The following is a 14010-nucleotide window of genomic DNA, read 5'->3' as shown; positions in this document are numbered from 1 at the left end:
GGCGGGCTGGTTGGTGCGGTTGGCAATCATTCCCAGATAGAGATAGGTTTCAGGCGCTTGAGGTGCCAGACGCTGGGCTTGCAATACAGTGGTTTCAGCCTGAACAAACTGCTGCTTGCTATACGCTTGCTGGGTTTGTTGCATCAGCTTTTTAAAGGCAGGCAGATTGCGGCCATCATTAAATTTTTGTGCCTGTGGTTTCTGCTCAGGAAGGATAATCTTCTGACGTTTAATTTCCGGGCGGTCATAAGGACGAATCACCACACCATCCGGTGTGGCAACTTTCGGCTGCTCCTGTGCCGGTTTAGCCGGGGTAAGAGGCTGCTCCGGTTCGGAAATGGTCTGGCAGCCCACCAGACCGAGAATGAGCAGACCAGGAATGACTTTATCTAACATGATGACAGGCTCAATTATTGACTATAACTTCCACTCGAGATAATACGGGTTTCGCTAGACAGATCACGTTCTATTTCTGTTTCAGTTTCTTGTATATAGCGGCTGATTTCATCCATTTCTTCAGTTTCAGCAGGTTCAGAGTCAATGGTATAAGGTTCAGTGGCATAGTGCGATATACCACACGCCGTAGCCTGATTCGGTATGGCATGGCTGGAGATTGGAATATACATGGCACCTTCACAACCTTGTGCAGATAACTGTCCTGTATAGCGGTCTAGCCAGTGCCATTGAATCTCATTCGGTTGTGCCAGATTGACCGGTTTTTGACGCAGCTGCTTCATCACATTGGTCCAAACCGGCAGTGCACCCGAAGAACCGGTTAAACCGGTTGTCTTGTTATCATCTAAGCCCAACCAGACCACAGCCATATAGTTACCGGAATACCCTGCAAACCAGGAGTCACGTGTGTCGTTGGTGGTTCCCGATTTTCCGGCCAGATTCAGGCTACGTGGCAGGCTGTTATAGGCTGCACGGCCAGTCCCGCTATTCATAACCTGCTGCAAGCCATAATTCAGCGCATAGGCCGATGCCGGATTAATCGTCGGCTGTACATCCAGGCTATAGCGATCCAGAGATTTGCCATTGGCATCCACCACTGAACGAATCGCTTTGACCGGATATTTAAATCCGCCAGTCGCGAAGTTGCCATAAATGTTCATCACTTCCATCGGTGACAGATCGACCGCACCTAAAAAGATGGATGGATAAGATGGAATATCCGAGCTCACACCAAATTTTTTCAGATGATTGATAAAGGAGGATAGACCGAATTCTTGTCCTAAACGTACTGTAGACAGGTTATAGGATTGAGACAGGGCTTGTACCATCGGCACCACACCATATTCACGCCCACTATAGTTTTTAGGAGTCCAGGCTTTGCCATCACTTTGTATACTGAGCTGGCTATCCTCAATCGGGCTGGCCCAGTGATAGCGGTTAGACTCCAAAGCAGTGAGATAAATGACCGGTTTCAATAAAGAACCGACCTGACGCTTGGCATCCAGCGCACGGTTAAAGCCGGTAAAATCCTGAGTAGACCCGACAGCTGCGACCAGCTCACCATTTTCAGGATGTGCCACCAAAACAGCGCCCTGTAAATCTTTCAGGCGACGCGGATTGGATTTACTTAAACTGCTTACCGTATTTTTGAAACTCTCCTGAATGCGCGTTTGTGCCAGTGGATCAAGTGTCGTGAAAATCCGCAGGCCCTGATTGGTCAGATCGGCTTCCTGATAATCGGTACGCAGCTGACGACGCACAATGTCCAGAAAATCCGGGAAGCGCGCCGGACCTAAGGTCGGCTTGGCAATCACATTCAGCGGACGTGCCGTTTCAGTTTCATACTGTTCCTGAGTCAGATAACCCATGACTTGCATATTGTTCAAGACAATATCACGACGCTTTTTAGCAGCTTCTGGATTACGCCACGGGTTATATAAACTCGGGCCCTGGACCAGACCGACCAGAAATGCTTGCTGGGAGATATTTAATTCACGTAGAGGAAGGCCAAAATAGAACTGTGAGGCCAGACCGTAACCATTAATAGAATAACTACCGTTTTGGCCCAGATTTACTTCATTTAAATAGGCTTCCAGAATTTCATCTTTACTGTAGTGCAACTCAATCAGCATGGCCATAAAGGCTTCATTCACCTTACGTTTTAAGGTGCGTTCAGGGGTGAGATAGAAGTTCTTGACCAGTTGCTGGGTCAGGGTTGAACCACCCTGACGTTTACCCCCGGTAATATTGCTGACCACCGCACGGGCAATACCACGCGGCGACACCCCATGATGATGGTAGAAGTTACGGTCTTCCGTGGCAATGAGTGCTTCAATCAGCGGTTTAGGAACCTTATTAAGCTTAATCAGAACCCGGTCTTCATTATGCTGCGGATAAATACCACCGATTAATAAAGGTTCTAAACGGGCAATTCCCGAGCTGGAAGGCTTGGTTGCACTGACATCACTGATCTGTTCGCCATTGAAGCTGACTTTTAGGACTTGTTCCGGTTCAACCCGGTCACCAAAATCAAAGCCACGGGTATGTACATATAAGATATTCCCCGTACTGACAAAGCTGCCCGATTTGGCATAGCTGTCAGAGTTTTTATAACCTAATAGTTTTAATTCTTGCTGTACGTCCTGCTGGCTGACTGGCGCATTGACATAAACTTCCATCGGGCGTGCAAATACTTTGGCCGGAATATCCCAGCGCTGGCCTTCAAACTTGTCGCGTACTATATTATCTAGACGAATCAAATAGATACTAAAAGCAACGAAGGCGGAAATGACGAGAATGGAGAAGAGTAAGGCGAGCAGACCCAGGCCACGTTCAGACTTCATAAATAATGATAAGATCCTGTGAAATTGTGCTAATCATGCGAAGCTTTTCATTATTTTGCAATAATTATTCAAGTATTGTGATTAAAATTAAAATCTAAAACCACAATTTCTCCTTAATTGGAGACTGTTGACACTTTATACATGCAGTGTGCTGTAACTAAAACCGAGCACACCAGGCATGAAATGAAGGAAATAACGAGACTTGCCAGGTTTTATAACGAAAGCCGAGAGCGTCTTTGCTATGGCCTTTCAGGACAAATCTATTTTTTTGCTGCTATCTCGTTTATGGGGTCATGCCTTTAAAATGGCTAAATCTTTGAACTCAGGCCTGATATCAGCTAAAAAATCTTGCGCGATATCTCTCTTAAGGTTGCACAGTTAGATGAAGTGTCAACAGGCCTTAAATATATATCAAAGAAACTAAGACATAATCAGCCTGCTTTATAAATTGTCAACCGGGTATGGCTTAATGTTATGATAGCGAAGATTCGTAATGGAGCGACGATACTGGTGCAAATTTCCCATAAGACATTTCGAAATATCGGGTTAATAGGACGTCCTGATAAATCATCTGTGGTTGAAACCTTATGTCTTATCCATGATCATCTACTGAACCTCGGTCTGCATCCGGTATTTGATGCTGACACTGCTGAGCTGGTGCCTTATCAGAATACGCAAACGGTCAGCCGGGCCTTACTGGGTGAAGTGGTCGATCTGGTGATTGTGGTGGGCGGTGATGGTTCACTGCTGCATGCAGCACGTGCACTGGTCAAGTACAATACCCCGGTCATCGGAGTAAACCGTGGACGTTTGGGTTTTCTCACTGATATCAAGCCTACAGAAGTGATCTTTAAGCTGGATCAGGTGTTAAAAGGGGATTTTCAGACCGAACGCCGTTTTCTGCTAGAAGTGGAAATCCGCTCCAAAGGCGAAATTATTTACGATGCCATTGCCCTGAATGATATTGTTTTACACTCGGGTAAATCGGTACATATGATCGATTTTGAGCTGAATATTGATGGACAGTATGTCTACCGTCAGCACAGTGATGGCCTGATCGTAGCGACTCCAACCGGCTCAACTGCTTATGCCTTGTCTGGTGGTGGACCCATTTTGAATCCAAGTATGGATGCCATTGTGTTAGTGCCTATGCATCCACATACTTTATCTTCCCGACCGATTGTGGTGGGGGGACATAGCGAAGTGAAATTACTAATTCGTGAAAATCGCGTACTGCCGATGGTAAGTGCGGATGGACAACACAGCGTGTCTTTGAATATTGACGATAGCGTCCATATTCGTAAGCATCCATTTAAACTGAATCTTCTGCATCCGCCAGGTTATGACTTCTATAATGCGTGTCGAACCAAACTGGGCTGGAACCAGGACTTTGATTATTTTAAGCAGGATTAAACATGAATATTGAACAAATGCTTGCCGTACTCAATCCTGAAATTGTTGAGCGCCTGAGAACAGCAATTGAGATTGGAAAATGGCCAAATGGTGTGGCATTAACCGAAGAACAGCGCCAGACCTGTATGCAAGCCGTCTATGCCTGGGAAATTAAGCATCTGCCAGAAACTGAACGTAGTGGCTATATTGATCGCGGGACCAAAGAGGAAGGCGAGCAATGTGATGATGATCATCACAAAAATGAACCAGAATTCAAGCCGATCCGTTTTGTATAATCTGGCCCGACATTTTTAAAGAAGTGTTGAAAGCTAAAAAAGCATTGTGATGTTCACAATGCTTTTTTATGGGCGCAGAAATCCAGACTTAACTTTCCATGCAAATATTGACCAGCTGCCCATCTTCAAACTGGCTAATCTCATCAGCTAATTCAAAGTTCAGATGATTGTCATAATAATTCGGCTGTTCCTGCTCCAGGTCGTCTTTATCCAGAAATGGACGGGCACTGCCTTACAGCTTATCCAGGAGCTGCTCGGCATCAGGCTAGAGTATCAACATTTTGCTGCCTGTAAGCAGCCGCAATTTCGGCCAGAGGATGCTGAATAAAAAAATGCTGATTGTTTCGTTAAGAGGATTGGAGTTTATCAGGGTGTGCTGAAGGGGAAGCCGTACCTGATGTTCTTTGCTCACTGGAATATTCATGAGAAGGTCATAAACAGGATCTTCAACTCACAATTTATTTTGAGCTGAATAATGGGGCGGCCGAAAGATCAACTTACCGGCGAACCTGCTGCTGTTTCTATACGTTGGCATCACACTTTATGTCAGCCAGTTCAGATTACAGCAGGCTGTTAGCACAGGAGCCGATTCGCCGTTAAATTAAGGAAAAACTTTATAGTAGATGGCGCTGCGCCCACAGAGTTTTCGCTTGCTGCATAGCGGCCGCATAGCTGTCACATACACCCATGGTATAGAGCGCAATCCCCATAGTTTCAGTCACCGCCATTTCCCCATAGTCATGTTGCTGCCTGCCTTCCCAAACTGCTTTGAAAACCTCCAGATCCAGCTCTTCCTCAGTTGGACTGCGGTTATCAGTCAATTTGGGCAATTCATGCTCGTAAAGTTCGCCATTTTTAATCCCGCAGATTAAAGTTCTGGCATCCGGATTGCGTTCGAACTCGCCCCCTTCACCTTTAATGACCGCACTGTTCTGATAGCCCAGTTTAAATGCAGCCTGTTGATGTGAACTGCGATAAGCCGGGTGGAAAATGGCCTGTAAAGTGGCTTTGGTGTTAAAGGGATTAATCAGGCGTGCCAAAGTATGAATCGGGGAGCGTAGGCCCATAATATTACGTAATGTGATTAAATCGGCCAGAATTGGTGAAATAACTTCGAGGGGAAGATAAGCAAAATGCTGTTGCTGAAGCTGTTGCTCCACGTCCTGATCATCCTGACAGATTGGATAGCCTAAGTAAGTCAGGACTTGCTCAGTATAGATCCGGTTCATTGTATGCCCGGAAGCACCATGCATGACTATCTTGTAGCCATGCTTGGCCAAAGTTAAGGCAGACAGAATAAACCACGGATAATGCTTGCGCTTACCCGCATAAGAGGACCAGTCCAGATCAACTTCCAGGGCTTTAAAATGAAGCTGATCACGAGTGGCCTTTATAAACCCGGCCAGCTCATCTACCGATTCTTCTTTGACCCGAAGCAGCATCAAGAAGGCTCCCAGTTGAACATCCAGTACTTCATCTTTTAAAATCATGCTAAAAGCCTGATAGGCTTCTTCATAACTTAAAGAGCGTGCGCCATTTTTTCCTTTCCCAATAATCCGTACAAACTGGGCAAAAGGATGTTCAAAATCTTTATAAATATTTCTTTTGCTATTCATAACTTACTCGGCATGCCCTGAAAAATGATCATTAAGATAAGAAATATGTCAACTCATCTGAAGATGGATTTCAGTATACGATAAACCGGAATATATAGTTCACTATCGACTAAGGTCTAATTGGGTCTCGCCCAAAAAGTGACCAAATGTGTATTTACCTCTACACATTCAGGCTAATTATTCGGTAAAATTTAACCAATCCTTAGAGTGTGTTTAATTTTTCTTAATCTCTTTCTCCCGTTCTCATACTTTCGTCGGATGCTAAGCATCAGATGAGAGCATTGGCGTTTCACAATTGTGAAACGCTATTTTGACTGAATGAATATTTGGTTGAATTTCACTCTTTTGCCAGAGGGGGCAGGTCGTGCGCTTAAAAAAGTGCATTTTTTTGTTTGTTTTTATTGAAACATCGTTCAAGTAGATTTGTTATGGCGAAACAACCAATTTATAAATCACTTTATTTCCAAGTGATTGTAGCCATTATCGCAGGTATTTTGGTAGGACATTTTTCACCAAGTGGTACACAAATCATCAATGGCGTAGAACAGTATGTTCCAGGCCTGGGTGAGCAGCTAAAACCTTTAGGTGATGCATTTATTCGTTTGATCAAAATGATCATTGCACCCGTGATTTTCTGTACAGTCGTGAGTGGTATCGCGGGTATGGAAAGTATGAAGTCAGTCGGTAGAACCGGTGGGGTTGCTTTACTTTACTTTGAAATCGTATCGACCATTGCACTGGTTATCGGTCTGCTGGTGATTAATATTGCCAAGCCGGGTGTGGGCATGAACGTTGATCCTGCCTCACTTGATAGCAGTGGGATTAGTAAATATGTAGCCTCAGGTGAGTCGCAGTCTACCATCGACTTCCTGATGAATATTATTCCAAATACAGTCGTAGGTGCATTTGCAGAAGGCGAAATTTTACAGGTTCTGCTATTTGCCATCATGTTCGGTTTTGCATTGCATAAGCTGGGTACCCAAGGCAAGCCAGTCCTGAAATTCATTGATCAGATCTCGCATGTATTCTTTAACATCGTGAATATGGTGATGAAGCTTGCTCCAATTGGTGCTTTCGGTGCGATGGCCTTTACCATCGGTAAGTACGGCATCAGTTCACTGGCGCAGTTGGCACAGCTGATTATCTGCTTCTATATTACCTGTCTCCTGTTTATCTTTATTGTTCTAGGTACGATTGCACGTATTGGCGGCTTTAGCATCATGAAAATGATCCGTCTGATCCGTGAAGAGCTGCTCATTGTTCTGGGAACGTCATCTTCAGAATCGGTGCTGCCACGTATGCTGAAAAAACTCGAGCTGGCAGGTGCAGAAAAATCTGTGGTGGGTCTGGTTATTCCAACCGGTTATTCGTTTAACCTGGACGGAACCTCAATCTACCTGACCATGGCGGCAATCTTCATTGCGCAAGCGACCAATACCCAGCTGGATCTTTCACATCAGATCACTTTGCTGCTGGTACTCTTGATTTCATCAAAAGGTGCAGCAGGGGTCACAGGTTCCGGCTTTATTGTTATGGCTGCAACGCTGTCTGCGGTAGGTCATATCCCAGTTGCCGGTCTGGCCTTAATCCTCGGTATTGACCGCTTTATGTCTGAAGCACGTGCCTTGACCAACCTGGTGGGTAACTCTCTGGCAACTTTAATGGTTGCAAAATGGGTGGGCCAGCTGGATAAAGAAAAACTGGATTGGGCGCTGGCAAATCCGGCTGAAATTGATAAACAAATGCTACAGGACGGCCCACAAGCAAATTAATGCGTTGTCTGGATAAAAAAAGGAAGCTACGGCTTCCTTTTTTTATGGGAAAAACTTATTGACTCAGGAGTTGGGAAAAAGTCAGCTTCAGCACATGACAGTGGCTTTAAAAATAGTTAGTCTGTGCTCGGGATATAATGATAAACGCTATAAGGATAAAAGAATGCTGGCCTATGATGCTGACCTGGAATTATTTCGCGATAACTTTAAACGTTTTATGAATGAACATGTTGCCCCGCATTATGCACAATGGGAGCGCGAAGGCATGATACCGCGTTCAGTCTGGCATGCGATGGGCGAAAATGGTTTCCTGTGCGTAGATGTGCCGGAAGAGTATGGCGGTTATGGTGTGCCGACGCATTATTCCCTGATGCTGATCGAAGAGTCTGCACGGGCAGGCTATAGCGCAATTTCCACCGGGTTGTCGTGTCATTCAGATATTGCTGCGCCTTATATTCTGCATATTGGATCAGAAGAACAGAAAAAATACTGGTTACCTAAAATGGTGACGGGTGAAGTGGTGGGTGCCATTGGAATGACCGAACCGGGTGCCGGCTCAGACTTGCAAGCCATACGTACGCATGCGATTTTGCAAGATGATCATTATTTATTAAATGGTTCCAAAACCTTTATTTCAAACGGGCAACATGCAGATCTGGTGGTGCTGGCGGTAAAAACCGACCCGCAGGCACGTGCGAAAGGAGTCTCACTGCTATTAGTCGATACCCATCTGGAGGGCTTTAAAAAAGGCACCAATCTGGAAAAAATTGGTTTGCATTCTCAGGATACTTCAGAGCTGTTCTTTGATCAGGTCAAAGTGCCCAAAGATCAGTTGCTGGGCCAGCCGGGTCAGGGTTTTGCCTATTTAATGCAGGAATTGCCACGTGAACGTACTGCCATTGCAGCAACTGCCTTGGGTGCAATACGCGGTTCTATTGATGTCACCACACAATATGTCAAAGAGCGTCAGGCTTTTGGTCAGGCTATTGCCCAGTTCCAGAATACCCGTTTTGTACTGGCTCAGGCCAAAATTGATGAGCTGGCAACTGCTGCATTCTATAATCAGAATGTCGAGCTTTATATGCAGGGCAAACTGGATGTTGAAACCGCAGCAGCCTTAAAAAGCTTCTCGACCGATATGCAGATGAAAGTTGCTGATAATCTGCTTCAGTTGTTCGGTGGTTATGGCTATATGACGGAATATCCAATTTCCCGTTTCTTTGTGGATGCGCGTATTCAGCGAATCTATGGGGGTACCAATGAAATTATGAAGGAAATTGTGGCACGAGGTCTGCTAGGACGGTAAGTTTCAAGTAAAAAAAGAGTTCGTTATGAACTCTTTTTTTACAGGGGAAATATTTAAAAATCCAAGGAGAAAACAGGATGTAAAAATCTGGAAAGTATCAATATATTATTGTTTTAAGATTTAAGTACATTCAGGCATTCGTGAATAAAAATAGGCAAGTCGTTGGGAACTCGTGATGAAATCAGCTGATTATTATCGTTGACCAGTTCGGCATCATAATAGGTTGCTCCTGCATACTGTACGCGCAGTGCATGGGCACGGATACTGGTAATCATCCGGTTTTTTAATACATCGGCTTCACTGAGTAATAATGAAGCATCGCACAGACTAAAAATGGTTTTTCTGGCCTGATTAAAAGCCTGAATAAAATGCAGCACCCGAACATCATGGGCCAGTGCAAGCGGAGACTCACCCCCTGGAATGAGTAAAGCATCAAAATCATCAATACTGATCTGTTCAATACTACGGTCAATAGTAACGGCTAGACCACCATGCAAGCCATAAACCACCTTGCCTGCACGTAGTTCAATATTGCAGATAGTATGCTGGGCTGCGCGTAAGGCTTCCACAGGTTCCAGATATTCCTGATCATCAAAATTGTTCGTCACCAGTACAGCTATTCTTTTTGGCATGATAAACACCCCAATCCTCGTTTCAAATCAGACTAGCGACTTAAGGTTAAAAAAACGTCTCTGCTTTGTAAGCGATCAGTATTTTACTGTAAAAAAGTTAAGCTAAATCAAGCAAAAGTGGGTAAATACCTTGATGAGCATGTGCTTAATATTGTGAACAGTCCAGCAAGTCACTGGGGCAGGAATAGGTGAGGTGAGTTTGCTTTATTTTTAATTTTCTTATGCTTAAAAAAGTTATCAAGATTCAGAAATAGTGATATTTCATCTTGCTTAAAATCAGTTAAGATGGGCAGACTAAATTTACAATTTAATAATGTAAATGCGGTGAAAAGGCTGCCATGAGTGTTACCAGATATGACGAAAACCGATAAGCGGTTAAAAACAAATGACTGTTTTTAAAACTTAATCCAATAAAGTTATATTGCGTAACATTTGCAGCTGACTATTGTTATACTGGAACAGATAAGGTTTATGAAGGGCGATATAATAATGATCAACGACGATCAAGACACCACGACTTCTCTAGATTTGACTAACATTCGTGAAGATATCGATTCTGTTGATCAGCAAATCCAGCAATTGATTAACCGCCGTGCACGTTTGGCTGAAGCAGTAGCGAAAGCAAAGTTCGCTTTGGAAGAGAATCCGCTGTTTTACCGTCCGGAACGTGAAGCGCAGGTATTGCGTAATGTTATGGAACGTAACGAAGGTCCATTGTCAGATACCACCATGGCACGTCTGTTCCGTGAAATTATGTCAGCCTGTCTAGCCCTTGAAGCGCCACAAAGTATTGCCTTTTTGGGGCCGGTAGGAACATATACGCACTCGGCAGTACTTAAACATTTTGGACACGATGCAGTGGTGCGTCCATTGCCGACCATTGATGAAGTTTTCCGCGAAGTAGAAGCGGGAGGTGCCCATTATGGTCTGGTACCAGTTGAAAACTCGTCTGAAGGTGTAGTGAACCATACGCTGGATTGCTTTAAAACATCGAACCTGAATGTGATTGGGGAAGTGGAACTGCCAATCCATCATCAATTCCTGATTTCTGAAAATACCCGTAAAGATAGTATCAAGCAGATTTATGCCCATCAGCAGACTTTGGCGCAATGTCGTAAGTGGCTGGATGCACATTATCCCGGTGTAGAGCGTGTGGCTTTAAGCTCAAATGCCGAAGCAGCACGCCGTATTCGCAATGAATGGCATTCGGCTGCAATTGCGTCCGAGATTGCGGCAAATATTTATGGCCTTGAAATCATGCATGGCAATATTGAGGACAACCCGGAAAATACCACACGTTTCCTGGTAATTGGCCGTGAAAAAGTACCGCAAAGTGGTAATGATAAAACCTCATTACTGGTGTCTGCTCATGACCGTGCAGGTGCATTGCTGGAAATTCTGACTCCGTTTGCCAAGCACAATATCAGCCTGACCAGTATTGAAACCCGTCCGGCACTTCCGGAAAAATGGGCCTATGTGTTCTTTATTGATCTGGAAGGGCATATTGAACAGGAAAATGTCAAAGCGGCAATTGCAGAAATTCGCCCACTGGTTAAAGAAGTTCGGGTATTAGGTTCATATCCTCAAGCTGTACTTTAAGTCAACCATTTGTGGCCAGTGCGAGGGTATTGGTCACTGTTTCATCTGTAAATCGGAATTCAAAAATGTCATTTGTCCCAGCCAATGAAGGCATCTCTAAATTAAAGCCATATCAACCAGGCAAGCCCATCAGTGAGCTTGAGCGTGAATTGGGTATCACCGACATCGTGAAACTGGCTTCTAATGAAAACCCGTTGGGTTGTTCAGATAAAGTCAAAGAAGCTGTCGCTGCTGAAATTGCTGAAATTGGCCGTTATCCGGATGGCGGCGGTTTTATTTTAAAAGACCAGATCAAGGCACAGTTTGGTTTTAATCATGACCAGATTACTTTAGGTAATGGTTCAAATGACCTGCTAGAAATTTTTGCCCGAGCTTTTGTCTCCGAACAAGATTCTGTGGTGTATAGCCAGCATGCATTTGCTGTCTATGCCCTGGTGACCCAAGCGATTAATGCAGAAGCGATTGAAGTCCCGGCAAAAGGTTTTTCGCACGATCTTGATGCGATGGCTGCGGCTATTAAAGACAATACCAAGCTGATCTTTATCGCAAACCCGAATAACCCGACAGGCACCTGGTTTGAAGAAGCTGAATTTGAAAGCTTTATGCAAAAAGTGCCTGCCAAGGTCATCGTTGTGCTTGACGAAGCTTATGTGGAATATTTCCCGGAAAATTTCAATAGTCTGAAATTCCTGAAACAGTATCCAAACCTGATCGTGAGTCGTACTTTATCTAAGTGCTATGGTCTGGCTGCACTGCGAGTAGGTTTTGCTCTGGCTTCTGCTGAAGTAACGGATTATCTGAACCGTATTCGTCAGCCATTTAACGTTAACCATTTGGCGATGGTCGCTGCTGTTGCGGCCCTGAAAGACGAAGCGTTTATTGAAAAATCTCGTGAAGCGAACAAAGCGGGCATGGCTCAGCTTGAAGCAGGTTTTCAGGCTTTAGGTCTGAACTACGTGCCTTCACGCGCCAACTTTATTCTGGTTGATATACAGGCTGATCCGGCACAAACATTCAATAGCCTGTTGAAAGAGGGTGTGATTGTGCGCCCTGTAGGGATTCAAAATCATTTGCGTGTATCGATTGGAACCGAAGCAGAAAATGCCAAATTCCTGAGCGCACTTGCCAAAGTACTCGGCTTAGAGGCTAAAGCGTAAACCATGTCGCAGCCACTGTTTGAAAAAGTTGCATTTATCGGGTTTGGACTGATTGGTTCAAGCCTGGCGCGGGTCATTCGTGCCGAGCATTTGGCGAATGACATCGTGGCTTCGACACGCTCACAAAAAACCCTAGAAGATGCCAAAGTACTGGGGCTGATTTCTGCGGGTTATACTGATCCGGTACAGGCAGTTCAGGGTGCAGATCTGGTTGTTTTGGCCTTGCCAGTACGTGCTACGCAAAAGGTACTGGAAACCATTCAGCCTCATCTGGCTGAAAATGTCATCATTACGGATGTTGGCAGTACTAAAACCAATGTAGTCGCTGCTGCCAAGGCGGTATATGGTGAGCAGCTTCCAGCCGGTTTTGTGCCAGGGCATCCTATTGCAGGTGCAGAGCACACCGGTGTACATGCCGGGAAGGTCGATTTATTTGCCAACCATAAGGTCATTTTAACACCATTGCCGACCAGTGCAGACTGGGCTGTCGATAAAATGATTCAGCTTTGGCAGGCCGCTCATGCGGAAGTTATTTGTATGGATGTGGACAAGCATGACGAAGTGCTGGCTCATACCAGTCATTTGCCGCATTTAATGGCCTTTAACTTGGTCGAACAGCTGGCCAAGCGTGAAGACAATTTAGACATTTTTCGTTATGCTGCGGGAGGCTTTCGGGATTTTTCGCGGATTGCCGCCAGTGACCCACAGATGTGGCATGACATCTTTTTTGCCAATAAAAAAGCGATACTCAACGCCGTGGATGGCTTTGAGGCACAGCTCGCCATTATTCGTAAACTGATTGAAGAGGAAGACTCCCAGACATTAATGGGTTTGTTGGGACATGCTCAGGCAGCGCGCCAGCACTTCAATCATATGCTTGTCAAGAAACCTTTCATGGAGAAAAGTAAAGTGACACAACAATTTACCATTCAGCCGGGTGCCAAAAAATTCCAGGGCAAATTTAGCGTGCCTGGTGACAAATCTGTGTCACACCGTTCTATCATGTTTGGTGCCATTGCAGAAGGTACCACGCATGTGACTGGTTTTCTGGAAGGCGAAGATGCACTGGCAACCTTGCAGGCATTCCGTGATATGGGTGTGAGTATTGAAGGCCCTAAAAATGGTGAAGTGACCATTCATGGGGTGGGCATGCACGGTCTGAAAGCACCGCAGTCTGCAATCTATATGGGGAACTCGGGTACTTCGATGCGTCTTCTTTCGGGGATACTGGCTGCACAAAAATTCGATTCAGTCATGACCGGTGATGCATCGCTGTCTAAACGTCCGATGGAGCGTATTGCCAATCCTTTACGTGAAATGGGCGCCCAGATTCAAACCACAGGTGAACGCGGTACGCCGCCGGTATCTATCACCGGAAACCAAAACCTGAAAGGCATCCAGTATGATTTGCCAATGGCATCGGCACAGGTGAAATCCGGCAT

The 14010-nt window shown here is 45.0% G+C and carries 11 protein-coding genes; 7 read left to right on the top strand and 4 right to left on the bottom strand.

What is annotated here, in order from left to right; genetic code table 11:
• Window positions 1–396: tetratricopeptide repeat protein (locus E2K52_RS11090; RefSeq protein ID WP_151205152.1), on the bottom strand; the 396-nt coding region annotated here is incomplete at its 3' end.
• 14 nt (window positions 397–410) lie between these two features.
• Window positions 411–2798 carry a penicillin-binding protein 1B gene (gene mrcB, locus E2K52_RS11085; RefSeq protein ID WP_151205151.1) on the bottom strand — a complete coding sequence of 796 codons (2388 nt, stop codon included), beginning with the start codon at window positions 2796–2798 and terminating at the stop codon, window positions 411–413.
• Between the two features lie 474 nt (window positions 2799–3272).
• Between mrcB and E2K52_RS11080 the strand changes: the two genes are divergently transcribed.
• The gene (locus E2K52_RS11080) at window positions 3273–4211 is read left to right on the top strand and encodes an NAD(+) kinase (protein ID WP_151205150.1); all 939 of its coding nucleotides are present in this window, start codon (window positions 3273–3275) and stop codon (window positions 4209–4211) included.
• A gap of 2 nt (window positions 4212–4213) precedes the next feature.
• Window positions 4214–4486: a YeaC family protein gene (locus tag E2K52_RS11075; protein ID WP_151205149.1), complete on the top strand. Its 273-nt coding sequence runs from the start codon at window positions 4214–4216 to the stop codon at window positions 4484–4486.
• A 614-nt stretch (window positions 4487–5100) separates the two neighbouring features.
• Here the strand turns inward: E2K52_RS11075 and E2K52_RS11070 are convergent.
• The gene (locus E2K52_RS11070) at window positions 5101–6102 is read right to left on the bottom strand and encodes a glycosyl transferase family protein (protein ID WP_151205148.1); all 1002 of its coding nucleotides are present in this window, start codon (window positions 6100–6102) and stop codon (window positions 5101–5103) included.
• 428 nt (window positions 6103–6530) lie between these two features.
• On the opposite strand from E2K52_RS11070, the gene E2K52_RS11065 reads away from it, so the two are divergent.
• Complete coding sequence (locus E2K52_RS11065; protein ID WP_151205147.1) at window positions 6531–7874, top strand: dicarboxylate/amino acid:cation symporter; 1344 nt, start codon at window positions 6531–6533, stop codon at window positions 7872–7874.
• Between the two features lie 163 nt (window positions 7875–8037).
• Window positions 8038–9180, top strand: a complete 1143-nt coding sequence (locus tag E2K52_RS11060) for an acyl-CoA dehydrogenase family protein (RefSeq protein WP_151205146.1) — start codon at window positions 8038–8040, stop codon at window positions 9178–9180.
• A 113-nt stretch (window positions 9181–9293) separates the two neighbouring features.
• On the opposite strand, the gene E2K52_RS11055 is transcribed toward E2K52_RS11060, so the two are convergent.
• On the bottom strand, window positions 9294–9812 hold the full coding sequence (locus tag E2K52_RS11055) for a DJ-1/PfpI family protein (protein ID WP_151205145.1): 519 nt from the start codon (window positions 9810–9812) through the stop codon (window positions 9294–9296).
• A gap of 489 nt (window positions 9813–10301) precedes the next feature.
• Here E2K52_RS11055 and pheA point away from each other — a divergent pair, with 489 nt between their 5' ends.
• From pheA to E2K52_RS11040, 3 genes are all read left to right on the top strand, one after another.
• A complete protein-coding gene (gene pheA / locus E2K52_RS11050) occupies window positions 10302–11411 on the top strand; it encodes a prephenate dehydratase (RefSeq protein ID WP_151205144.1) in 1110 nt (369 codons plus the stop codon).
• A 65-nt stretch (window positions 11412–11476) separates the two neighbouring features.
• Complete coding sequence (gene hisC / locus E2K52_RS11045) at window positions 11477–12568, top strand: histidinol-phosphate transaminase (RefSeq protein ID WP_151205143.1); 1092 nt, start codon at window positions 11477–11479, stop codon at window positions 12566–12568.
• Between the two features lie 3 nt (window positions 12569–12571).
• Window positions 12572–14010, top strand: a 1439-nt coding sequence (locus E2K52_RS11040) for a prephenate dehydrogenase/arogenate dehydrogenase family protein (protein WP_151205142.1), incomplete at its 3' end; no start/stop codon positions are given.

Origin of the sequence: Acinetobacter sp. RF14B (assembly GCF_006864105.1) — a bacterium.
In the GTDB taxonomy this organism is placed as follows: Bacteria; Pseudomonadota; Gammaproteobacteria; order Pseudomonadales; family Moraxellaceae; genus Acinetobacter; species Acinetobacter lwoffii_C.
This window is presented reverse-complemented; position numbering and strand designations above follow the sequence as displayed.